This window comes from Nonomuraea sp. NPDC049624 (genome assembly GCF_040675255.1).
GTDB lineage: Bacteria > Actinomycetota > Actinomycetes > Streptosporangiales > Streptosporangiaceae > Nonomuraea.
In genome coordinates this window covers 149,151-171,064 of the sequence record NZ_JBFAOR010000009.1, presented here as the reverse complement: position 1 = coordinate 171,064, position 21,914 = coordinate 149,151, and the positions used below count along the sequence as shown (strand labels likewise).

Genomic DNA, 21,914 nt, shown 5'->3' with positions numbered 1-21,914 from the left:
GCGTCAGGCGCGGGCGTAGCGGCGCAGCAGCCCCCGCTCGGCCGCCAGGAAGATCGAGTTGAGCGCCACGCCGAGCACGCCCAGCAGCACGATGCCGGCCCACATGGCCGGGATGTCGAACTGGCTCTGCGCCTCCAGCAGCCGGTGGCCGATGCCCTCGCTGCTGCCGTACAGCTCGGAGATCACCATCATGATCAGCGCCAGCGACACGCTGAGTCGCAGCCCGGCCAGGATCTTCGGCGCGGCGGCGGGCAGGACGACGTGGAACAGGCGGGTGGCCGCCGACAGGCGGAAGACCCGGCCGGTGTCGAGGTAGCCGCGGTCGACGTGGCGGCCGCCGTCCATCGAGTTGATCAGTACGGGCCACACGACCCCGTACACGATCGAGGCGAGCTGCATCGGGGTGCCGATCTTGAACAGCAGCAGGAACACCGGCAGCAGCGCCGCGGGCGGCACCGAGCGGCCGAGATGCAGCAGCGGCTCGGCCAGCGCCGCCAGCCACTCCAGGCGGCCCAGGGCCAGGCCCAGCGCCACCCCCGCCAGCGCGGCCAGCGCCCAGCCCGCCACCAGCCGCCCGAGGCTGGGCAGCAGGTCGGCGACCGCCTCGTCGGTCAGGAACAGCCGGCCCGGCGAGCCGGAGAACCACATCTCGCGCAGCCGCGCCAGGATCGTGCTGGGCGGCGGGAAGTAGACGGCCGCCGCCTGCCGGGCGACCAGCTCCCACAACACCGCCACCACGGGCAGCAGCCAGTGGCGGCGCGCCCGCCGCCAGACGGTCGCCACGGCCCCGCCCGGCCCCGGCCGGGTCACGCCGCGCCCTGCGCGCGGGCGTGGTGCCAGCGGAACAGCCGCCGCTCGGCCGTGGTGACCAGCAGGTTGGCCGCCAGCCCGAGCAGGCCCGCCCACAGCGTGCCGGCCAGCACCCGGTCGACGTGGTTGGCGCTGCCGGCCTGGAGCAGGAACGTGCCGATGCCGTCGCCGCCCGCGATGAGCTCCACGCTGACGGCGACGATGAGGGTGACCCCGACGGAGATGCGCACGCCGGTGGCGACGAACGGCGCGGCGCTCGGCAGCGAGACCCGCAGCACGACCGCCAGCGGGCCGAAGCCGAAGCTGCGCAGCGTCTCCTTGGCCTGCGGGTCGACGTCGGACAGGCCGTACATGGTGTTGACCAGCAGCGGCCAGCAGCAGGTGTAGACGATCAGCGAGGTCTTGGCGTCGGCGCTGTCGGGGAACAGGAACATGGCCAGCGGGATCAGCGACACCGACGGGATCGGCCGCAGGAACTCCACCAGCGGCCGCGCCGAGCGTTCCACCACCGGCACCGTGCCGAGCAGCAGCCCGGCCGGCACCGCCACCGCGATCGCGATCAGCAGGCCGGCCGCGCACGCGCCGAGCGTGGCCAGCACCTGCGCGTGGAAGGCGCCGTCAGCCGCCAGCCCGGCCGCGGCGGCCAGGACGTCGGAGGCGTACGGCAGCACCCCGGGGTCGATGAGCCCGGCCCGGCCCGCGGCCTCGGTCAGGACCAGCGCCCCGGCGACCCCGGCCGCCCCCAGAACCAGCCGCCCGCCTCGCGTGATCATTCCAGGCCGGTCGCGATCTGCGTGCCGACGTCGGGCCTGCTCTTCAGGTAGCCGTAGCCGACGAGCAGGTCGGCCAGCTTCTGGAAGCCCTCCCGGGGCGGCTCCATCGAGAAGACGCCGAGCTTCATGGCCGCCGCGCTCGCCGCGTCGATCTGCGTGTACGTCGGGATGACCTCGTCGATCGCCTTGCGGTCGGCGGCGGCGACGCCCTGGGCCTTGGCCAGGGCGCGGTGGAAGGCGGCGGCGGTGCGGGGGTTGGCGGCCAGCCAGGACTCGGACACGCCCCAGCCGTCGATCGGGATGCCCGCGGTGGGGCCCGACATGGTGTCGATCACCTCGGTGCCGCCCGCCTTCTTGGCGGCGGTCAGGAACGGCTCGACCAGCCAGGCGGCGTCGACCTTGCCCGAGGCCAGCGCGCCGAGCTGCTCGTTGAACGGCATCGCCACGTACTTGACGTCGTCGGGGGCGAGCCCGGCCTGCTGGAGGTGGGCGTTGGTGACCGTCTGGCCCAGCGCCTTGAGCACGTTGACCGCGACCGTCTTGCCCTTCAGGTCGGTGGCGGATCTGACCGGCGACCCCTTGGGCACGACGACGGACGCGACTCCGGGGGCCGACTCCTGGCTGTGCTGGAACAGTTTGAGCTTGGCCGCGCCGGAATCGTTGATGGACAGCAGCGAGACGTAGGAGGTCAGGAACGCGTCCATGCTGCCGTTGAGAATTTTCGGCATGACCGCCTGAGGGGCCTGGATGATCTCGGTCTTGACCGTCAGCCCCTCGGCTTTGAAGAAACCGCGTTTCTCGGCGATGAACAGCGGCGCCGCCGACGGCACCGGCACCACGCCGACGAGGAGCTGGGTCTTCTCCAGCCCGCCGGAACTCCCCGAGCCGCTGGTGGGGGGAGGGGCCGGGGCGCCGCCGCAGGCCGCGAGGCCCGTGACGAGGGCCAGCGCGGCGGCGGCGTGTGCGATCTTCACGATGCTCTCTCCTGACGGCCGGCGCGATCTCTGGCCGGGCAAGGGGATGATCGCGGCGCGCACGGACGGGCGTGGGCCCGAATCGCCCGAACCCCCGACACATTCGGCGCCACCGGAAAGCCCCGCTGCCACGAATGGTGATCGTACAGCAGGATCCGCGGCGGCCGCCATGAATTGAATCGGGCATTTGTATTGACGAATCTGACGGTCGGTATAAGTCACGGTAAATCGGTTATTCGTGTATATCCCTTGCCATTGCGGGATCAATTGCTGAACTGCGCAGCGCCGCCGACGAGGTCATTGCCGCTCCTTGGGCGTGCCATGAGAGCCGGGTTGAGAGCATGTGGGCGGCAGGAGTCCCGGGCGAGACCGGTGAGGGGGTGGGGGCCCTGCGGCCGCTCCGGCTCTCGGTCCAGGCGCGTCTCATCCTGGCGACCGCCGTGTTGTCGCTCGTCGTCTGCGCGGCGATCGGCGTCGCCCTCGACCTGCTGATCCGCGACAGGATCCGGCAGGACGTCTTCGCCGACACCCAGCGGGCCACCACCGAGTGGATCGGCTCGATGGGCACCACCTTCCCGCCCCCGGTCACCACGTCCTACGTCGACCTCATCCAGCTCGTGGACGCCCGCGGCCAGGTGGTCGCGGCCAGCCGCGCCGCTCGGAGCAGGCCGCCCATCAGCACACTCTGGCCGCCCTCCGACGACCGTATCCGGCACGGCGTGGCCTGCCGGGGGGACGAGTGCCTGATGTTCACCGCCACCCGGCCCTCGCCGCAGGAGGAGCGGTTCCTGTGGCGCGGCGCGCCCCACGTCGTCTACGCCGCCCGGGTGGAGCCGCCGCTGCTGTCCACCCACCGCCTGGAGCTGATCATCGTCGCCGGGGGCCTGGCCGTCAGCGCGTTGATCACCTGGATCGCCGCGTTCCTGATCGGGCGTACGCTGCGGCCGGTCGAGGCGATGCGGGCCAGGATGGCCGAGATCACCGTCACCGACCTGAGCAAGCGGGTGCCCGAGCCGCCCGGCGGCGACGCGGTGGCCGAGCTCGCGCGTACCGCCAACAGGACGCTGGCCCGCCTGGAGGAGGCGGTCGAGCAGCAGCGCAACTTCTCCTCCATGGTCTCCCACGAGCTGCGCACGCCGCTGACCGGCCTGCGCGCCCGGCTGGAGGAGGCGCTGACCTACCCCGACGTGGACCCCCGCGCCGCCCTGAGCGACGCGCTGTCCACCGCCGACCGGTTCCAGGTGATCATCGAGGAGATGCTGCTGCTGGCCCGCGTCCGCACGGCCTCCCCGCACGACCGGGAGCCGGTGCGGCTCGGCGAGCTGGTCCGGGAGGAGGTCGCCGGCCGGCGGGCGGGGCTGCTGATCCGGGTGCACGTCGAGGAGGACCTCCAGGTGCTGGGCAACCGCGTCCAGCTCGGCGAGGTGCTGACGAACCTGCTGGTCAACGCCCAGCGGCACACCCGCACGGTGGTCGAGGTCCGGGTGGAGCGCCGCGACGGCCAAGCGGTGGTCTCGGTCCGCGACGACGGCGCGGGCGTCGCGCCCGACGACCGCGAGCGGGTGTTCGACCCCTTCGTCCGCCTGTCGGAGGGACGCCGGCGCGATCCCGGGGGCAGCGGGCTGGGCCTGGCCATCTCCCGCGCCATCGCCCGCGCCCACCAGGGCGACCTGGAGATCGAGGACACCCCGGACGGCCCCTGCTTCGCCCTGCGCCTCCCGCTGCCCGCCCCCGGCCCGGACGGCCGGCCGCGCTAGGCGACCGGTTTCGGCGGCCGGGCGGCGGGCAGTCGGGCGGGACCCCGAGACGAGGAGGAACACCGTGCCGACCGCACGAGAGATCATGACCCCGCACGCGGAGTGCGTCAGCGCCGAGGATTCCGTGCTGGTGGCCGCCGAGAAGATGGCCCGCATGGACGTCGGCTCGCTGCCCATCTGCGGCTCCGACGACCGCCTCAAGGGCATGCTCACCGACCGCGACATCGTGGTGAAGGTGCTGGCCGCGGGCAAGGACCCGGCCCAGTGCCGGGCGGGCGAGCTGGCCCAGGGCGAGGCCGTCACCGTCGGCGCCGACGACGACGCCCGCGAGATCCTGCGCACCATGGCCGGCCACCGCGTGCGGCGCCTGCCGGTCATCGACGGGCACCGGCTCGTCGGGATCGTCGCGCTCGCCGAAGTGGCCAAGTCCGTGCCCGACGCCAAGGTGGGCGACCTGCTCGACGCCCTCACCACGGACTGACCCGGCGCCACGAAGCGCAAGGGAATGGTCTGACTCTTCCCATTCCGGCATCGGAACCGCGGGCCGCTCGATGGCTGGAGCCCGTCACTCCGCCATGAGGTCGTACGGGCTGGAGCGGGCGAGGCCGGCGAGGGTGGCCAAGGCGTGGGACAGCGTTGGGATGGAGGGGGAGGCGAGGCCGAGGCGGACGGCGTTGGACGCGTTGGTGCCACTGACGGCGAAGGCGGCGGCGGGGGTGACGGCGATGCCGTGCCTGGCGGCGGCTGCCACGAACGTGTCGGTTCGCCACGGCGGCGGGAGCTCCCACCAGCAGTAGTAGGAGCACGGGTCGCTCTGTATCGCGAAGCCGTCGAGGTGACGGGCGGCCAGCGCTTGGCGCGTGGCGGCATCCTGCCGCTTGGCCTGGGCGATCGACCGCACCGTGTCGTCGGTCAGCCACCGGGTGGCCGACTCCAGCGCGAACCGCATCGGCGTCCACCCCCCGGAGCGCAGGGCCGCCGCCACGCCTGCGACGGCGGGGCCGGGCATGTGGGCGAAGCCGAGCGACAGGCCGGCTGCGAGCCGTTTGGACAGGCTGTCCACGAGGATCGTCCGCTCGGGTGCGAAAGCGGCCAGGGGCGGCAGGTCCTCGCGGAGGAAGGACCAGATCGAGTCTTCGATCGCGGGTAGGTCCAGGCGCGCGAGGACAGCCGCGAGCTCGGCCCTGCGCTCCACGGGCATGCTGAACGACAGCGGGTTGTGCAACGTCGGCTGCAGGTAGACGGCCTTGAGCGGCCCCGCGGCCTCGACGGCCGCCGGGTCGAGGCCGGCCCCGTCGATGCGCAACGGGACGAGCGTGACGCCGAGGCGGGCGGCGATCGCCTTGAGTACGGGGTAGGTGAGCTCTTCCACGCCGAGCCGCCCGCCCGGAGGGACGATCGCGGCGATGGCGGCGGCGATCGCCTGGCGGCCGTTGCCCGCGAAGAGCACCCGATCCGGATCAGGACGCCATTCCGCCCGGGTGAGCAGGTCGGCGACGGCGCCGCGCGCCTGCGGGGTGCCCGCGGCGCCGACCGGCCGCATGGCCGACTCCAGCACGTCGGGCCGCAACAACGGGCCGATGCCGTCGGCGAGCAGCTTCGCCTGCCCGGGCACGACGGGGTAGTTGAGTTCGAGGTCGATCCTGCTGGTCGCAGGCTCGGTCAGGGCCAGTCCCTGCTGCGGCGTCGCGGCCCGTACGAACGTGCCGCGGCCGACCTCTCCGACGGTGAGGCCGCGGCGCGTGAGTTCCTGGTAGACGCGGGCGGCGGTGGAGTTGGCGATGCCGTGCCGGCGCGCGAAGACCCGTTGCGGCGGCAACCGGTCGCCCGGGCGCAGTCTCCCGATCTCGATCTCGGTGGCGATGGCGTCGGCGACCTGCCGGAAGTCCTCCATATCGGTCATCCAATCAAAAATCGCTCCGAGTACAATTTTTCCTATTGTACCGATATTGCCGCACGGATAGCTTCATGCCCGTGATTGAACAGAGTGCGGTGCTCGGCGTGGTGTCCGTGGCGCTCGGAATGGTGCTGTCCCCGGGCCCCAACATGATGTATCTCGTCTCCAGGAGCACCAGTCAGGGCCGGTCGGCCGGGATCATCTCCCTGGCCGGCGTCGCGACGGGCTTCCTCGTCTACCTGCTGGGGGCGAATCTCGGATTGGCGGTGCTGTTCGCCGCGGTCCCCGAACTGCTGACCGCCATCAGGATCGCGGGAGCCGCCTACCTGCTGTGGCTGGCCTGGAAGACGCTCAAACCGGGCGGCGTCTCCGTCTTCGCGGTGGGCCGCGTGCTGCCGGACTCCCCGCGGCGGCTCTTCATGATGGGTCTGATGACCAACCTGCTCAACCCGAAGATCGCCATCCTCTACGTGTCGATCATCCCGCAGTTCATCGATCTCGATCAGGGGAACGTCCTGCTCCAGGGCGTCATCCTCGGCTGCATCCAGATCGCCGTCGCGCTCCTGGTCAACCTGTCGATCGTGCTGGCCGCCGGGAGCATCGCCGGCTTCCTGGCCGCCCATCCCTCCTGGCTGCGTACGCAACGTCTCGCCATGGGCTCACTGCTCGCCGTGCTGGCCGTCACCCTGGCCGTCACCTGAGCCTCCGGTCAAAACGGGTGAACCACTCCACAGTTGTTGTGTGAGCCTCTGCCCGGGCACCATGAACACCAAGGTGGGAACGTTCCATATGCGAGGCCTGCCGGACCTGTCCTACCGTCTTCGGCAGCGGGCCCGCACCCATCGTCGGTATCCACAGAGAGGTTCTCCATGACCATCCTTGTGACCGGAGCGACCGGCACCGTGGGCAGGCACGTGGTCGATCGGCTCGTCGCGGCCGGACGGCCCGTCCGGGCACTCAGCCGCAACCCCGAGGACGCCGGGCTGCCCGACGGGGTCGACGTCGTGCAGGGCGACCTGAACCGTCCAGGCGACCTGTCGTTCGACGGGGTGCAGGGCGTGTTCCTCATCGCCGGCCTCTTCGACCCGGAGCATGCGACCGTCCTGGCGCGGGTCTTCGTCAACCGCGCCGTGGCGGCCGGGGTGAGCCGGATCGTGTGCATGTCCGGCGCTGCCGTCACGGTACAGCGGGCCGGGAGCTTCGAGATGCTGCACGCCGTGGAACGGATCGTCGAGGACTCCGGGGCGACCTGGACCCACATACGTCCCGGCGAGTTCGCCGTCAACAAGCTCGATGTCTGGGGTGAGTCCATCCGCAAGGAGGACGTGGTCCGCAACGCCTACCCCGACGGCGTCGGCGTCCCCGTCCATGAAGAGGACATCGCCGAGGTCGCGGCGATCGCCCTGCTGCAGGACGGCCACGCGGGCCGGGCCTACGACCTGACCGGGCCCGAGGCGCTCACTCACCGGCAGCAGGCAGAGGCGATCAGCGCCGGGCTCGGCCGCCCGATCGCGTTCGAAGGGCTGACGTTCGGGCAGGCCCGCCAGGCCTACATCAAGGCCGGGCTCCCCATGGAGATCGCCGAGTACGTCCTGTGCTACCAGGCCGAGTACGCCGACGAGCCACCGTCCGTCTCACCCGCCTTCGAGCAGATCGCCGGCAGGAAGGGTCGCACGCTCGCGCAGTGGGCGGCCGACCATGCCGACGAATTCGCCCCAGCCACCTGACGTCCTACGACATGCGGCGGGCGATGTCGCCAGGCCCCGCCTGCCGCATGTCGTAGGCACCACCCGCCAGTTCTGCCCGTGATCCCCGGCACTCTTGTCCCGGGCGCTGTCGCTCCCCAACCAGCCGTGAACTTCGGAGAAGGTCCTGGCGGGCGCGGGTGATGCGCATGCACCCCCCTCCGACGAAAGGCACTTTCGAGGCTCGACGCTGACCTCATCGGCCTGTGGCGCCCTGGCTCACAAACGACACGGGGCCGGCATGACGGTCTCCATGTCGCAGGTTGAGCGGGAAACGATCTCCATGAGTTCGGGAAGCGATCTTGCGATGGCCCCTTCCACTCCAGGTCGGCCGTACTCGTGAACACCCCGACGACCAGAAGGCACAAGGGCGTCGCCCATGCCGAAACGGCCTGGACATCCCGTGGCCGTTTCGGGTCGCCGGTGTCGGCCTGCGTGCAGGACTCATCCGGGGTGGCCGTAGGCGCCGATCAGTTGGCCATGTCGGTGAACATGCCGGGCTGGTAGGAACCCCCGGGCTTGCGCACGATCACGTTGAGCCGGTTGTTGGCGTTGATCATGGCGACCAGCGAGACCAGCGCGACGGTCTGGTCGTCGTCGTAGTGCTTGCGCACCTCGGCCCAGGTCTCATCCGACACGCCGTGGTGGCCGTCGGCGATCCGGGTGCCCTCCTCGGCGAGCGCCAATGCGGCCCGCTCGGCGTCGGTGAACACCGTCGACTCGCGCCAGGCGGCGACCAGGTGGAGGCGGGTCGCGCTCTCGCCCGCCACCGCGGCGTCCTTGGTGTGGTAGTCGACGCAGAAGCCGCAGCCGTTGATCTGGCTGGCGCGTAGCATCACCAGATCCTGAGTCGCCTTGGGCAGCGGCGACTTCTCGATCAGTACGGCGACGTTGTAGATCCGCTTGGCGATCTTGGCGCCCAGCTCGTTGGTCAGCAGGTCGAAGCGCTCCATGGCAAAGTCCTCACTCGCGGGGTGGTGTGTCGTTCGGTCGGTGCTGTGGATCGTCACTGGGCGGGCTGGTACGCCCCGCCCCGCTGCCGGTTGATCACGGCGAAGCGGTTGGTGGCGTTGATGAGGGCGATGAACGCCACCAGGGCGGCGAGCTGGTCGTCGTCGTAGTGCTCGGCGGCGTTCGCCCAGGCCTCGTCGGTGATGCCGCCGGCGCCGTCGGCGATGCGGGTGCCCTGCTCGGTCAGCTCCAGGGCGGCGCGCTCGGCGTCGGTGAACACCGTGGACCCGCGCCACGTGGCGACCAGGTTCAGGCGCGCGACGGTCTCGCCGGCGTGCGCGGCGTTCTTGCCGTGAACGTCGGTGGCGTAGGGGTCGCCGTTGATCTGGCTCGCGCGCAGCATCACCAGGTTCTGGGTCGTGGCCGGCAACGCCGACTCCTGGATGAGCACCGGGGCCGCCGCGCCGTAGTGCCCGAGGGCCTTGGCGACGGCGGGGCTGGCGAAGAGGTTCAGGCGGCTTTCCACGGAAGTGCTCCTTGCTGCTGTTGTCGGCTCGGTCATGAGATGCCGGAGGTCGGGGTTCTGTGACAGAGCCGCTCAGGTGACTTGCGTCATACAGGCCCTGAAAAATTCGTTGAACTCGTGTGCATTTACTGCACTGCTGTGCAATTACTGCACGAAGATATACTCTGGTGGTCAGCGGGCGTCAAGTTCTGTGGCCACCACCCGCCCAAGGAGCGCCAGTGCAGCGATGCGCAGCGACGATCCAGCCCGCCGTAGCGGCCGCGAACGCAGCGCCGCCGTGCCCGCAAGGCGATCGTGGACGCGGCGGTCCGCCTGAGCGCCGACGGAACGACACCGTCCGTCGACGACATCGCGGCCGCCCGCCGCACGGTGTACAAGTACTTCCCGAGCCTGGACCACCTGCTGATCGACGCGAGCGCCGGCGCGTTCAACGAGTCTCCCGTCGAGGAGGCGCCGGCCGACCCCGCGCTCGCCGGCGACGCCGGCCGCGACGGCAAGGAGGTGCTGCATCGAGGCGATCGTGACGGTGTCTCCCGCATCCTCGCCGATCTGAAGTCTTGCTGCTGACCGGTGGCGAGCTCACCCGGCCGGGGCGGGCAGGTGGTGGAAGGGGCGCAGCCCGGAGCCGACGTCAGCGCGGGTGAAGGGCGTAGCGGCCCAGGACGTTGATGTGCTGGCGGACGAAGGGCGATGGCCGGGCGACGTCTTCCTCGGCCAGCGAATAGCCCTCGGCTTCGAGCTGATCGAAAGCGCGGTCCATGGAGAAGGTGTTCCACGACATGACGCAGGTGAGCACCGCTGTCCGGCACCTGCGCCGTGTTTCAGGGCCCGTCCCGGTGCGGAATCGTGACCATCGCCAGCTACGGCGCAAAGCGAGCGTCCCCGCGGTGATCGCCATGCTGGGCGTCGGGCTGGTCGGCGTGACCATGAACCCGGCGATGGCCGTACGCGTCCAGCGCGTCGGCAACCCGGGGCCGCTGGTCAATTCCCGGTCGCGGAGACGATGATCGAGGGGGTCCGCGATGGGCCCGGCGTTCGGTTCGGTCCAGGCCGGGGAACATCGCGAAGCGCCCCGACGATCTATGTGCCCAGGCCGGAGCGGCAGCCACCGGCCGGGGACTGGTTCATCGCGAAGGCGACCTACCGGGACACCAAGGGCCTGGCGCCCGATGATCTCAGCCCCGCTGATGCCGCCGCCCGGCCCTCGCCCGCGCCCTCAGGACGCGGTCACTGGCACCTGCCCTTCAGCCACGCGCTGAACTCCGGCGTGTAGTCGGTGGCCACCCGCCTGGCCCCGCTCGCCAGCGCCGACTTCCACGCGTTCTCGTTCAGGGTCCAGGAGGGCGGCGGCTCCTCCCACTTGGTCACCTCCGGCCAGATCGGGCCGCCGGTCAGCACCTGGCTCAGGCCCGCGGCGGTCACGCGGCTCCTGAGCTCGGCGGCGATCGCGCTGTCGTGGGAGTACAGGATGATCTCCTGCGACCGGTAGCTCTCCTTGACCGGCCCGAGCACCTCGTTCCACGCCTGCGCCTTGATCGTGGCGTTCGAGCTGAGCAGCGACTGGCGGGCCTCGGTCTTGATCTCGACCAGCCCGATCATGCCGGCCGACCTCATCGCGGCCAGCCACTCGCGGAAGGTGTAGACGGTCTCGCCCTTGAACAGGCCGCGCACGATGGTCCGGCCCTTGAGCGCGGTGTCGCCCGCCGCCCACCAGATCTCGGTGATGTTCTTCTTCGTGCCCGACAGGCCCCAGGTCGAGGTGTTGTGCCACATGACGGCCTTGGTGCCGTCCTTGGTGAGCTGGAGGTCGGCCTCGACGCCGGAGGCGCCCCAGCCCTTGTAACGCTTGACGGCGGTGGGGTTGTTGGGCTGGCGCACCTGGTCCCGCTCCCAGGCGTCGGCGCCGGTCGGGTAGCCGCCGTGCCCGAAGATCTGCGGGCAGGCGGGCAGCGCGGCGGGCCGGGCGGCGGGCAGCGCGGCGGACGGCGAGGTGAGCGAGGAGGCCAGCGTCAGGGCGGCGAGGGAGGCGGCGAGGGGGACAGCCAAGGCACGCACCTTTCGATCTTGTCGTTGCCCGCACTCTGCCACATTCATGGACGTTCCGCCCTGGGGGAGCAGCTCGGCGGGCGAGGGGTGCGCAGGCGTGACCCGGGTCGCCGGTACAGTCGTCGGTACCGTGACGGCTTGTGGCAGGCTGCCACGGGAACCGGCGCTCGAACCCTGTGGCGGGGTCTGTTTTTGTGGGATCCACACAAAGCAGGAGCCCCGGCGTGCACTATGCGGACATTGGTGCACGCGGTGGTCATCGAGCACGGTAGAGACAGTGACAGGCGAGACTCCGGGGACCACCCCGGACTTCGCCTACTTGTACGGGGTACGTGGGAGGCTCAACCGGTGTTCAATCGTGTCGCCATCGTCAACCGCGGAGAGGCCGCGATGCGGCTCATCCACGCCGTCCGGGATCTTTCGGCGGAGACCGGCAAGCGGATCGAGACGATCGCGCTCTACACCGACGCCGACCGCGACGCGACCTTCGTCCGCGAGGCCGACGTCGCCTACCCGCTGGGGCCCGCCTCCGCGCGCCCGTACCTCGACCACGCCGTGCTGGAGCGGGCGCTGATCGAGACCGGGGCCGACGCCGCGTGGGTCGGCTGGGGGTTCGTCGCCGAGGACCCGTCCTTCGCCGAGCTGTGCGAGAAGATCGGCGTCACCTTCGTCGGGCCGAGCGCGGAGGCGATGCGCCGGCTCGGCGACAAGATCGGCGCCAAGCTCATCGCCGAGGAGGTCGGCGTCCCCGTCGCGCCGTGGAGCCGCGGCGAGGTGGCCACGCTGGCCGACGCCCTGCGCGCCGGCGACGAGATCGGCTACCCCCTGATGCTCAAGGCGACCGCGGGCGGCGGCGGCCGCGGCATCCGCATGGTCGCCTCGGCCGACGAGCTGGCCGACGCCTACGAGCGCACCAGCCAGGAGGCCGAGCGCGCGTTCGGCTCGGGCGTGGTCTTCCTGGAGCGCCTGGTCACCGGCGCCCGCCACGTCGAGGTGCAGGTCATCGCCGACGGCCAGGGCACCGCGTGGGCGCTGGGCGTGCGCGACTGCTCGGTGCAGCGGCGCAACCAGAAGATCATCGAGGAGTCCGCCTCCCCGGTCCTGACCGGCGACCAGGCCGACGAGCTGAAGGCGTCGGCCGCGCGGCTCGCCGTGGCGGTCGGCTACCGCGGCGCCTGCACCGTCGAGTTCCTCTACCACCCGGGCGACAAGATGTTCGCCTTCCTGGAGGTCAACACCAGGCTCCAGGTCGAGCACCCGATCACCGAGCTGACCACCGGCACCGACCTGGTCCGGCTGCAGCTGCACGTCGCCGCCGGCGGGCGCCTGGAGGGCCCCCAGCCGGCCGAGAGCGGCCACGCCGTGGAGGCCCGGCTCAACGCCGAGGACCCCGACCGCGACTTCGCCCCCGCGCCGGGCCGCATCGCCCGCCTGGTGCTGCCCGCCGGGCCCGGCATCCGCGTCGACACCGGCGTCAGCGAGGGCGACACCATCCCCGCCGACTTCGACTCCATGATCGCCAAGATCATCGCCTACGGCCGCGACCGCGAGCAGGCCCTGGCCCGCCTGCGCCGCGCGATGGCCGCCACCACCGTGATCATCGAGGGCGGCGCCACCAACAAGAGCTTCGTGCTCGACCTGCTCGACCAGCCCGAGGTCGTCGACGCCGTCGCCGACACCGGCTGGATCGACCGCGTCCGCGCCGAGGGCCGCCTGGTCAGCCACCGCCACTCCGCGGTCGCCCTGGCCGCCGCCGCGATCGAGGCGTACCAGGACGAGGAGGAGGTCAGCCGCAACCGGCTGCTGGCCACCGCCCACGGCGGGCGCCCGCAGGTGCAGCACGAGACCGGCCGCCCGCTGACCCTCAAGCTCCGCGGCGCCGGCTACCGGCTCACGGTGGCCAGGGCCGGGCAGCGGCGCTTCCGCGTCGGCATCTCCGACGGCGACCGCTCCCACCCGCTCGACGTCGAGATCGACCGCTTCGACGAGCACAGCGGCCGCATCACCGTCAACGGCCGCCGCTTCCGCCTGATGTCGGCCACCCACGGCCCGATCCACCTCGTCGAGGTCGACGGCGTCACCCACCGCATCAGCCGCGACGAGGGCGGCGTCGTCCGCTCGCCCGCGCCCGCGCTGGTGGTGGCGACGCCCCTGTCGGCCGGCGACGAGGTCGAGGCCGGCGCGCCCATCCTGGTGCTGGAGAGCATGAAGATGGAGACGGTGCTGCGCGCGCCGTTCCGCGCCCGCGTCCGCGAGTGCGGCGTCTCGGTCGGCAGCCAGGTCGAGGCCGGCGCGCCGCTGATGCGCCTGGAACCCCTCGCCGGCGCCGAGGCCGCGCAGGCCGCCGCCGCGACGGGCGCCCCCGAGATCGACCTGCCCGCCGCCCCGCCGCGGGCCTCCGCCGCCGAACAGGCCGAGCGCGGCGTCCAGGACCTGCGCGAGCTGCTGCTCGGCTTCGACGCCGACCGCCACGAGCGCACCCGCATGTTGTCGGGCTACCTGGCCGCGCGCGCCGAGCTCGACGACCGCGTGATCGAGGGCGAGCTCGACCTGCTCACCGTCTTCGCCGACCTGTCCGAGCTGAGCCGCAACAAGCCGGGCGGCGAGCTCGACGTCGAGCCGGGCAGCCCGGTGCACAGCCCGCGCGAGTACTTCCACAGCTACCTGCAGAGCCTCGACGTCGAGCGCGCCGGCCTGCCCGAGGCGTTCCAGGCCAAGCTGCGGCGCATGCTCAGGCACTACGGCGTCGAGGAGCTCGACCGCACCCCGGAGCTGGAGGCCGCGGTCTTCCGGATCTTCCTGGCCCAGCAGCGGATGACCGCCGGCGTCGCCGTCGTGTCGGAGCTGCTGCGCGCCTGGCTGGCCGGGGCGCCGCCGCGCGAGCCGCTCGGCGAGCGGGCCGGGCTCGCCCTGGAGCACCTGGTCGAGGCCACGCAGGTGCGTTTCCCCGTGGTCGCCGACCTGGCCCGGGGCGTCGTGTTCCGCTGGTTCGCCCAGCCGCTGCTGCGCCGCAACCGCGCCAAGGTCTACGCCGCCGTCCGCGACGAGTTGCGCCACCTCGACCGCGACCCCGACGCGCCCGACCGCGCCGAGCGCATCCAGGCCATGGTGGCCAGCTCCGAGCCGCTCGTCCGGCTGCTCGGCCAGCGCATCGGCCGGCCGGAACGCGACCTCGCGCCGCTGCTGGAGGTCCTGACCCGCCGCTACTACGGCAACCGCGGGCTGTCGCAGGTCGCCACCCTCGACAGGGCGGGCTGCCGGTTCGTCACCGCCGAGCACTCCGGCCCGCGCGGCGTGACCCGCCTGGTCACCACCGCCGTCGACATCGCCGCCCTGCCCGACGCCATCGACGCCGTCGGCGCGCTGGCCGAGGGGGTGGGCGGGCGCGGGCTCGTCGCCGACCTCTACCTCACCTGGGACGACCAGCCCGACGCCGAGGAGATGGCCGTACGGCTCGGACAGGTCCTGGCCGGGCGCCCGCAGATCGCGGGCGTACGGCGGATCACCACCACCGTCCTGGGCGCCAGCGGCGCGGTCATGCACCACCACTTCACCTTCCGCCCCGACGGCGCCGGCTTCGCCGAGGACCGCCTGATCCGCGGCCTGCACCCGCAGATCGCCCAGCGCCTGCAACTGCACCGGCTCCAGGAGTTCGACCTCACCCGGCTGCCCTCGGTCGACGAGGAGCTCTACCTGTTCAAGGCCGTCGCCAAGAGCAACCCGGCCGACGAGCGGCTCATCGCCATGGGCCAGGTCCGCGACCTGACGCCGCTGCGCGAGGCCGACGGCCGCCTGGTCGCGCTGCCCGCCGTCGAGGACGCACTCAACGCCGGCCTCGACGCGATCCGCAACATCCAGGCCCAGCGCCCCCAGAACAAGCGCTTCGACACCAACCGCATCATGATGTACGTCTGGCCCTCGACCGAGCTGACCACCGACGAGCTCAACATGCTGGTCCAGCGCATCCTGCCGACCACGGCGGGCGCCGGGCTGGAGGAGGTCCAGTTCGTGGCCCGCCAGCGCACCCCCTCGGGCGAGCTGAGCGAGGTCGCGGTGCGCATCACCCTCGGCCCCGGCCACGCCGCCAGCCTGCACGTCGGCAAGCCGTCCGACGAGCCGGTCCAGCCGCTCGACGACTACCGCCAGAAGGTGCTGCGCGCCGCCCGGCGCGGCAACGCCTACCCCTACGAGCTGACCGGCCTGCTCGCCGGCCCGCAGGGCAGCTTCGTCGAGCACGACCTCGACGCCGACGGCGTGCTCGTCCCGGTCGACCGGCCCAAGGGCAACAACTCCGCGGCGATCGTGGCCGGCGTGGTCACCACGCCGACCGCCCGCCACCCCGAAGGCGTCACCCGGGTGGTGCTGCTCGGCGACCCGACCAAGGCGCTGGGCGCGCTGTCGGAGCCGGAGTGCTCGCGGGTGATCGCCGCGCTCGACCTGGCCGAGCGCATGCGGGTGCCCCTGGAGTGGTTCGCGCTCTCGGCCGGCGCCCGGATCTCGATGACCTCGGGCACCGAGAACATGGACTGGGTGGCGGCGGCGCTCAAGCGCATCGTCACCTTCACCCAGGCCGGCGGCGAGATCAACATCGTGGTCGCGGGGATCACCGTGGGGGCGCAGCCGTACTGGAACGCCGAGGCCACGATGCTCATGCACACCAAGGGCATCCTGGTGATGACCCCCGACTCGGCGATGGTGCTCACCGGCAAGCAGTCCCTCGACTTCTCCGGCGGCGTGTCGGCCGAGGACAACTTCGGCATCGGCGGCTACGACCGCGTCATGGGGCCCAACGGCCAGGCCCAGTACTGGGCGCCCGACCTGCCGGCCGCCCGCGACGTGCTGATGGCCCACTACGACCACACCTACGTCGTCCCCGGCGAGAGCGGCCCCCGGCGGGCCCCGACCGCCGACCCGGTCGACCGGGACGTCCGCGACTACCCGCACGCCGTGGCGGGCAGCGACTTCACCACCGTCGGCCAGATCTTCTCCGCCGAGCACAACCCCGACCGCAAGAAGCCCTTCGACATCCGCACCGTGATGCGCGCCCTGTCCGACCAGGACCACCCGGTGCTGGAACGCTGGGCGGGCATGGCCGACGCCGACACCTCGGCCGTCCAGGACGTGCACATCGGCGGCCGGCCGGTCTGCCTGATCGGCATCGAGTCACGGCCGGTGCCGCGGCGCGGCTTCCCGCCCGCCGACGGGCCCGACTCCTACACGGCCGGCACGTTGTTCCCGCGCTCGTCGAAGAAGACCGCGCGGGCGATCAACGCGGCCTCCGGCAACCGGCCGCTGGTGGTGCTGGCGAACCTGTCCGGCTTCGACGGCTCGCCCGAGTCGATGCGCAAGCTGCAGCTGGAGTACGGCGCGGAGATCGGCCGGGCGATCGTCAACTTCGACGGGCCGATCGTGTTCTGCGTCATCTCCCGCTACCACGGCGGCGCGTTCGTGGTGTTCTCCAAGGCGCTCAACCCGAACATGACCGTGCTGGCGCTGGAGGGCTCGTTCGCCTCGGTGCTCGGCGGCGCACCGGCCGCGGCGGTGGTGTTCTCCGGCGAGGTGAACAACCGCACCGCGAACGATCCGCGCGTGAGCGAGCTGCAGCGGCAGGTCGCGGCGGCCAGCGGCGCCGAGCGGGCCGCGCTCAACGCCCGCCTGGCCGAGGTCCAGCCGGCCGTACGGGCGGAGAAGCTGGGCGAGGTGGCCGCGGAGTTCGACCGGGTGCACAACATCCAGCGCGCGGTCGAGGTCGGCTCGGTCGACGCGATCATCAGCGCCGCCGAGCTGCGTCCGCGGATCATCGAGGCCATCGAACGCGGCATCGCCCGCCTGCACCAGGGCTCCTGACCCCGCCCCGCCCGGCCCCTCCCCGGGGCCGGGCGGCCCCGTCAGCGACGGTTGAGCGCCAGGCTGTGCACGGGGTGCTCGCCCTCGGTCTGCAGCCGGTACTCCTGGCCCGACTTGGCGCGGTTCTCCTCGATGACCCGCTCGGACGGCGGCTTCTCGCCGCCCATGATCGCGTCCTGCATCTTCTCGAAGCGCTCGTGGGCCTCCTGGACGTATCCGGTGCCCAGGGTCGTGCAGTCGATCTGGGTCGCGATCAGCTCCCGCAGGTACGCCTTGTTCGGCTCGAACGTCACCGGCGCGGGCAGCTCGGGAGCCAGCACCTCCTCCGGGTCCCGGCCGTCGAGCCGCTTGAACAGCTCGCAGGCCAGCCGCAGGTGCTCGATCTCCATGTTCAGGTGCAGCTCCCAGACGGCCTTCACCTTGGGATCGGACTCGGTCTCCATGAACGAGTGGTAGAGGTAGCACTCGTTGTACTCGTGGTTGAGCAGCATCTCCCACCAGCTCTCGCCCGGGTCGACCAGCGACTCGTAGTGGGTGACGTGCTCCTCCTCGATGAGGCCGATCTCCTGGTAGAGCTGGCGGGCGATCGGCTCCATGTAGGTGGGGCCGACGTTCATGTAGAAGTTCATGGTCTGCTGCTCGGCGGCCATGATGGTCAGGGCGTGCAGCTTGGAGACGGGGGCGGTGTTGTTGCGGTCGTACGGCTCGCGCACGTTGTCGACCGGGTCCCGGTGGTGCAGGTACGTCGGCCGTCCCGGCATGACCTCGGTGAGCTGGTCGACGATCTTCTCGGCCTTGCGGTGCTCGATCATCTCGTAGAGGTTGGCGTACCGGTAGAGGTGGTCGAAGTCCTCCAGCACCCCGAACTGGTACGCCTGCGTCAGGTACGGGTCCGGCTCCATGCGCGCCACCCACGCCGTCAGGTCCACCGCGACCTGCTCGTAGGCGATGGTGGTCTCCAGCACCGAGGCCAGGCCGGGCAGCAGCCAGTTGACCACTTTCTGCTGTTGCGCCTCGATGTAGCGCACCCGGGCGAGCTGCTGCTTCAGCTCCAGGTCCGGGCAGTGGCGGGCGAGCTGGTGGCTGAACAGGATCGCCTCGACCTCGATGCCGTTCATCGTGATGATCCGGCACCGGGTGTACGGGTCGGCGTGGTCGGGATCGATCGGCAGGACGTTGAGCTCGCGCCAGTTGCGCAATTGCCTGTCCAGCGGGATGCCCCGCTCCCGCAGTGGATTGAAGGTCATGGACGCCGCGCTCCTTTGCGCCTCGGTGGACACGACCGCGGCCGTGCCGTACCGGGCTGGGCCTACCCGAGGGCCCCGGAGGCAATCTCTACGCCGTTCCGACAAAGAGGACACAGATGACAAAGACGGGCGTGAGTGGGCAGGGCCCGGGTAGCTACGGCCAGAATCCGAGAGGGAGACGATCGTGACCGCTCAACAGACAGCGCCCGAGAAGATGGCCGAGACCGACGTCATCGACCTGCTGCTCGCGCAGCACGCGATGATCAGAGACCTGTTCGACGAGGTCGAGCAGGCGCCGGCCGGTCAGCGGGGTGAGGCGTTCACCCGGCTGGTGCGCCTGCTCGCCGTGCACGAGACGGCCGAGGAGGAGATCGTCCACCCGTACGCCCGCCACAAGATCGACGGTGGTGACGCGGTGGTGGACGACCGGCTGGCCGAGGAGAACGAGGCCAAGCGGCTCCTCACCGAGCTGGACGAGGGCGGCCCCGACGCGCCCGGCTTCGCCGAGAAGCTGGCCGTCCTGCGCGCCGCCGTCGAGGCGCACGCCCGCAGCGAGGAACGGTACGAGTTCACCCAGCTGCGCGGGCGCACCGGCCAGGCGGAACGTCGTGGCATGGCGGCCGGCGTGAAGGCCGCCGAGGCGATGGCGCCGACGCACCCGCACGCGGGCACGGAGTCGGCGACCAAGAACGTGCTCGTCGGCACGCCGGTCGCGATGATGGACCGGGCGCGCGACGTCATCCGCAGGGCCATGGGCAAGAACCCCTGACCCTGGCCACCTCGCGGTCTCGCGAAGGCGCGGGCAGGCGCCGGTCCTCAGTCGCGCGGCTCGACGACCAGGAACACGGGGATGGTGATCGTGAGCAGTGTGCCAGGGGACGGCGCCTGGGCGGTCACCACCCATCCGCCCGTCTCGGGACCGCCGTCGGGGTTGACCCGCTGCACCCGCGCGGTGATCCCCAGCGCGGCGAGCTGCCCGTTCGCCGCGCCCAGCTCCCTGCCCCACAGCTCGGGCATGGAGCCGAGGTAGGTGGGGGAGGGCGCGGCCGTCGCCGCCGGGAGGGGTGCCCGAGGGGGAGGGGCGGCCTGGTCTGCGGTCCCCTCCAGCAGCAGGGCGGTGAACGTCCCGCTCAACGCGAGCCCCATGACGACGAACGTGGCGATCAGGCGTGCCTCCGGCCGGTTCACGCCTCCTTTGTACGCCATCGGGATCACGCCGTGGGCCTGCCCGGCGTGGCGTGCTTCCGCGCTGGGGCGAAGTAGCCAGAATGGGAACCATCTGGTCACTCAGCGTGAGGGGGAAAGATGCGGTCGATCACATGGGCGGCGGCGGTCGCCGTCGCGGTCGTCGCCGCGGGACCCGCCGCCCTCGCCGGGGCGGCCACCGGGCCGGACGGGGACACGTCCTGGAAGAAGCTGACGTCCTTCCGGGTCTCGCCGGCGGCGCCGCACCAGAACGACGCCATCCGGCTGCTCATCCACTGCCCCACCCAGGCCAACCACGCCGTCGTCGGGTCCACGGCGTTCCCCGTCAAGGGGTCGTGGCGGATGTTCCGCGAGGTGGGGATCGGGCTGGGTGGCATGGGGTTCGGCAAGAAGGGCGTCGTCATCTCCCGGTACGCGCCGCCGGGGGAGCACGAGGTGCGCCTGAAATGCGTCAAGGTGACGGCCGACTGGCTGACCGGCCTCAGGAAGGTCAAGGTCATCAGCCGGTCGGAGGTCCCGCTCGTGGTACGCCCGTTCCGCCTCGGCCAGTTCTTCTGACACCTTGAGCTCCCGGCCGGCATCCATACCCGTACCGGGTGCAGGTTGCCGGAGGTGGGCGGCTGCCGTATCCTGCACGTTCGGAAGAGCCGGAGCGACGGGGGAGGGCCGGTGGGGAGCCTGCGACGGGGTGCGCGTGCACTCCTGCTCGTCGTCCTTGCCCTCGGCGTGTGCGGGATGCACACGCTCGGTCATGTGAACGCCCGGCACGACACGGCGACCGCGCGGCACGGCCTGGCGGTCGTTCACGAGCTGCCCGTCGGCCCCGTCGCCCCCGTCGCCGCCCTGGCGGGGCTCGCGCCCGGCCACGAGATGCCGGGGCTCGATCCGGCCGGGGTGTGCCTGGCCGTCCTGACGTCGCTGCTCGTCGTGGTGCTGCTGGCCCTCTGGGTCGGGGTGCGGCGGCGGGCCGTCGGCGGCGCCGATCCGGGCCCGGCCTTCCGGCCCGTCGCGCGGCCGCCGCCGCGACCCACGTCCCTGAGGCTGGCTCGTCTCTCGATCCTGCGCATATAGGCCGCCCCTTCGCCGGACGCCCTCGACGGCGATCCGCGCGCATCGGCCTACCCGCAGTTCCAGCGAACGAGAGAGCACATCAGCATGTCCACCAACCGTAAGATCGGCCTCGCCGCCGCCGCAGGCGCGCTCGTCCTGCTCACCGCGTGCGGCACGAACGACACCGCCTCCACGGCCGCGCCCGGGGCCACCACCGCGAGCGCCACCCAGAGCGCCACCGAGACGGCCACCGCCGGTGCGTCCCCGTCGCAGCAGTCGTTCAACGACGCCGACGTCATGTTCGCCCAGATGATGATCCCGCACCACCAGCAGGCGGTCGAGATGGCCGGCCTGGCTCCGCAGCGGGCGAAGGACCCCGAGATCAAGAAGCTCGCGGCCGACATCAAGGCCGCCCAGGATCCGGAGATCCAGACCATGAAGGGCTGGCTGGCCGAGTGGGGCAAGCCCGTCCCGTCCGGGGGCATGGGGCATGACATGCCCGGGATCATGTCCGCCGAGGACATGAAGAAGCTCGACGGGGCCAAGGGGGCCGCCTTCGACCGGCTCTTCGCCGAGCAGATGATCGCCCATCACGAGGGAGCGATCGAGATGGCCCGTACCGAGCAGGCGAGCGGGGTGAACCCGCAGGCCAAGGGGCTGGCCAAGGCCATCGAGAGCACGCAGCAGGCCGAGGTGGCCCAGCTCCGCAAGCTCCTCGAACGCCTCTGACCCATCCCTCGCCCGGACGCATCGGCCGTCCGGGCAAGGAGGGCATCTTGCCCGGACGGCCGGACGCTTGTGGCGTTCGGATGGTGGGTGCGCCCTGCCTGGTCATGGCCACCGGGCGGACCGTGCCGGGCCGCTCCCGGTCACGGTCGCCCCGCGAACCCGTGCCTGCCCGCTGCCCGGTCACGGCCGCCGGGCGAACGGTTCGGCCCGCCCGCCGCCCCTTGGGCGACGACCGTTCCGGAGGGGAGGCCGACGCCGGCGACGAGGCATGCGGGGGCGTAGATCCGTGCGGGGCAGCGGGCGGATGCCTGGAGGCCGGCTGACCCGGCCGAGCCTCGCCGAGGGGGCGGAGGAAG

20 protein-coding genes are annotated in these 21,914 nt (G+C 71.8%); 10 read left to right on the top strand and 10 right to left on the bottom strand.

Translation table 11 applies throughout. The annotated features are described in order from the left end of the window. Positions 1 to 3: 3 nt before the first annotated feature. The 3 genes from AB0J76_RS34670 to AB0J76_RS34660 are packed head-to-tail and all read right to left on the bottom strand — an operon-like array spanning position 4 to position 2,557. Positions 4 to 810, bottom strand: a complete 807-nt coding sequence (locus tag AB0J76_RS34670; RefSeq protein ID WP_364391903.1) for an ABC transporter permease subunit — start codon at positions 808 to 810, stop codon at positions 4 to 6. Beyond that, positions 807 to 1,583, bottom strand: a complete 777-nt coding sequence (locus tag AB0J76_RS34665; protein ID WP_352327404.1) for an ABC transporter permease — start codon at positions 1,581 to 1,583, stop codon at positions 807 to 809. Before AB0J76_RS34665 ends, AB0J76_RS34670 begins: the two co-directional genes overlap by 4 nt. After that, a complete protein-coding gene (locus tag AB0J76_RS34660) occupies positions 1,580 to 2,557 on the bottom strand; it encodes an ABC transporter substrate-binding protein (protein ID WP_352327405.1) in 978 nt (325 codons plus the stop codon). Before AB0J76_RS34660 ends, AB0J76_RS34665 begins: the two co-directional genes overlap by 4 nt. Before the next feature lie 341 nt (positions 2,558 to 2,898). Here AB0J76_RS34660 and AB0J76_RS34655 point away from each other — a divergent pair, with 341 nt between their 5' ends. Further along, complete coding sequence (locus AB0J76_RS34655; protein WP_352327406.1) at positions 2,899 to 4,314, top strand: HAMP domain-containing sensor histidine kinase; 1,416 nt, start codon at positions 2,899 to 2,901, stop codon at positions 4,312 to 4,314. Between the two features lie 64 nt (positions 4,315 to 4,378). Next, on the top strand, positions 4,379 to 4,795 hold the full coding sequence (locus AB0J76_RS34650; RefSeq protein ID WP_352327407.1) for a CBS domain-containing protein: 417 nt from the start codon (positions 4,379 to 4,381) through the stop codon (positions 4,793 to 4,795). A gap of 84 nt (positions 4,796 to 4,879) precedes the next feature. Here AB0J76_RS34650 and AB0J76_RS34645 read toward each other — a convergent pair whose 3' ends face one another. After that, positions 4,880 to 6,217, bottom strand: coding sequence for a PLP-dependent aminotransferase family protein (locus AB0J76_RS34645; RefSeq protein ID WP_352327408.1), 1,338 nt, complete (start codon positions 6,215 to 6,217; stop codon positions 4,880 to 4,882). Between the two features lie 65 nt (positions 6,218 to 6,282). Here AB0J76_RS34645 and AB0J76_RS34640 point away from each other — a divergent pair, with 65 nt between their 5' ends. Beyond that, positions 6,283 to 6,912 carry a LysE family translocator gene (locus tag AB0J76_RS34640; protein ID WP_364391897.1) on the top strand — a complete coding sequence of 210 codons (630 nt, stop codon included), beginning with the start codon at positions 6,283 to 6,285 and terminating at the stop codon, positions 6,910 to 6,912. A gap of 168 nt (positions 6,913 to 7,080) precedes the next feature. Next, positions 7,081 to 7,938, top strand: a complete 858-nt coding sequence (locus AB0J76_RS34635; protein WP_352327410.1) for an NAD(P)H-binding protein — start codon at positions 7,081 to 7,083, stop codon at positions 7,936 to 7,938. 488 nt (positions 7,939 to 8,426) lie between these two features. Here the strand turns inward: AB0J76_RS34635 and AB0J76_RS34630 are convergent, their stop codons facing one another. Both AB0J76_RS34630 and AB0J76_RS34625 read right to left on the bottom strand, forming a co-directional pair. After that, positions 8,427 to 8,909 carry a carboxymuconolactone decarboxylase family protein gene (locus AB0J76_RS34630; protein ID WP_352327411.1) on the bottom strand — a complete coding sequence of 161 codons (483 nt, stop codon included), beginning with the start codon at positions 8,907 to 8,909 and terminating at the stop codon, positions 8,427 to 8,429. Positions 8,910 to 8,962: 53 nt separating this feature from the next. Then, positions 8,963 to 9,433 (bottom strand): carboxymuconolactone decarboxylase family protein, encoded by a 471-nt coding sequence (locus AB0J76_RS34625; RefSeq protein WP_352327412.1) that lies wholly within the window; start codon positions 9,431 to 9,433, stop codon positions 8,963 to 8,965. A 294-nt stretch (positions 9,434 to 9,727) separates the two neighbouring features. On the opposite strand from AB0J76_RS34625, the gene AB0J76_RS34620 reads away from it, so the two are divergent. After that, positions 9,728 to 10,000 carry a hypothetical protein gene (locus AB0J76_RS34620; protein ID WP_352327413.1) on the top strand — a complete coding sequence of 91 codons (273 nt, stop codon included), beginning with the start codon at positions 9,728 to 9,730 and terminating at the stop codon, positions 9,998 to 10,000. A gap of 64 nt (positions 10,001 to 10,064) precedes the next feature. Here the strand turns inward: AB0J76_RS34620 and AB0J76_RS34615 are convergent, their stop codons facing one another. Together AB0J76_RS34615 and AB0J76_RS34610 are read right to left on the bottom strand one after the other, a co-directional pair. Beyond that, positions 10,065 to 10,331 (bottom strand): Tn3 family transposase, encoded by a 267-nt coding sequence (locus tag AB0J76_RS34615; protein WP_364391890.1) that lies wholly within the window; start codon positions 10,329 to 10,331, stop codon positions 10,065 to 10,067. 329 nt (positions 10,332 to 10,660) lie between these two features. Beyond that, positions 10,661 to 11,479 (bottom strand): hypothetical protein, encoded by an 819-nt coding sequence (locus AB0J76_RS34610; protein WP_352329326.1) that lies wholly within the window; start codon positions 11,477 to 11,479, stop codon positions 10,661 to 10,663. A 348-nt stretch (positions 11,480 to 11,827) separates the two neighbouring features. On the opposite strand from AB0J76_RS34610, the gene AB0J76_RS34605 reads away from it, so the two are divergent. Further along, complete coding sequence (locus tag AB0J76_RS34605) at positions 11,828 to 17,326, top strand: carboxyl transferase domain-containing protein (RefSeq protein WP_352329327.1); 5,499 nt, start codon at positions 11,828 to 11,830, stop codon at positions 17,324 to 17,326. Between the two features lie 41 nt (positions 17,327 to 17,367). On the opposite strand, the gene AB0J76_RS34600 is transcribed toward AB0J76_RS34605, so the two are convergent. Then, positions 17,368 to 18,573: a hypothetical protein gene (locus AB0J76_RS34600; RefSeq protein ID WP_364391885.1), complete on the bottom strand. Its 1,206-nt coding sequence runs from the start codon at positions 18,571 to 18,573 to the stop codon at positions 17,368 to 17,370. Between the two features lie 184 nt (positions 18,574 to 18,757). Between AB0J76_RS34600 and AB0J76_RS34595 the strand changes: the two genes are divergently transcribed. Further along, positions 18,758 to 19,342, top strand: coding sequence for a hemerythrin domain-containing protein (locus tag AB0J76_RS34595; RefSeq protein ID WP_352330218.1), 585 nt, complete (start codon positions 18,758 to 18,760; stop codon positions 19,340 to 19,342). A 47-nt stretch (positions 19,343 to 19,389) separates the two neighbouring features. Here AB0J76_RS34595 and AB0J76_RS34590 read toward each other — a convergent pair whose 3' ends face one another. Beyond that, entirely contained in the window at positions 19,390 to 19,761 is a 372-nt protein-coding gene (locus AB0J76_RS34590) for a hypothetical protein (RefSeq protein WP_352330216.1), read from the bottom strand. Between the two features lie 117 nt (positions 19,762 to 19,878). On the opposite strand from AB0J76_RS34590, the gene AB0J76_RS34585 reads away from it, so the two are divergent. From AB0J76_RS34585 to AB0J76_RS34575, 3 genes are all read left to right on the top strand, one after another. Further along, positions 19,879 to 20,337 carry a hypothetical protein gene (locus AB0J76_RS34585; RefSeq protein ID WP_352330215.1) on the top strand — a complete coding sequence of 153 codons (459 nt, stop codon included), beginning with the start codon at positions 19,879 to 19,881 and terminating at the stop codon, positions 20,335 to 20,337. Positions 20,338 to 20,448: 111 nt separating this feature from the next. Then, complete coding sequence (locus AB0J76_RS34580) at positions 20,449 to 20,850, top strand: hypothetical protein (RefSeq protein WP_352330213.1); 402 nt, start codon at positions 20,449 to 20,451, stop codon at positions 20,848 to 20,850. Between the two features lie 84 nt (positions 20,851 to 20,934). After that, positions 20,935 to 21,558, top strand: a complete 624-nt coding sequence (locus tag AB0J76_RS34575; protein WP_352330211.1) for a DUF305 domain-containing protein — start codon at positions 20,935 to 20,937, stop codon at positions 21,556 to 21,558. The last annotated feature ends 356 nt before the right edge of the window (positions 21,559 to 21,914 follow it).

What these genes read in the sequence shown, in the direction of transcription:
- AB0J76_RS34665 (WP_352327404.1), bottom strand. Translation starts at nt 1,583, where the DNA reads ATGATCACGCGAGGCGGGCGGCTGGTTCTGGGGGCGGCCGGGGTCGCC.
- AB0J76_RS34655 (WP_352327406.1), top strand. Translation starts at nt 2,899, where the DNA reads ATGTGGGCGGCAGGAGTCCCGGGCGAGACCGGTGAGGGGGTGGGGGCC.
- AB0J76_RS34645 (WP_352327408.1), bottom strand. Translation starts at nt 6,217, where the DNA reads ATGACCGATATGGAGGACTTCCGGCAGGTCGCCGACGCCATCGCCACC.
- AB0J76_RS34640 (WP_364391897.1), top strand. Translation starts at nt 6,283, where the DNA reads ATGCCCGTGATTGAACAGAGTGCGGTGCTCGGCGTGGTGTCCGTGGCG.
- AB0J76_RS34635 (WP_352327410.1), top strand. Translation starts at nt 7,081, where the DNA reads ATGACCATCCTTGTGACCGGAGCGACCGGCACCGTGGGCAGGCACGTG.
- AB0J76_RS34630 (WP_352327411.1), bottom strand. Translation starts at nt 8,909, where the DNA reads ATGGAGCGCTTCGACCTGCTGACCAACGAGCTGGGCGCCAAGATCGCC.
- AB0J76_RS34615 (WP_364391890.1), bottom strand. Translation starts at nt 10,331, where the DNA reads ATGGCGATCACCGCGGGGACGCTCGCTTTGCGCCGTAGCTGGCGATGG.
- AB0J76_RS34600 (WP_364391885.1), bottom strand. Translation starts at nt 18,573, where the DNA reads ATGACCTTCAATCCACTGCGGGAGCGGGGCATCCCGCTGGACAGGCAA.
- AB0J76_RS34585 (WP_352330215.1), top strand. Translation starts at nt 19,879, where the DNA reads ATGCGGTCGATCACATGGGCGGCGGCGGTCGCCGTCGCGGTCGTCGCC.
- AB0J76_RS34575 (WP_352330211.1), top strand. Translation starts at nt 20,935, where the DNA reads ATGTCCACCAACCGTAAGATCGGCCTCGCCGCCGCCGCAGGCGCGCTC.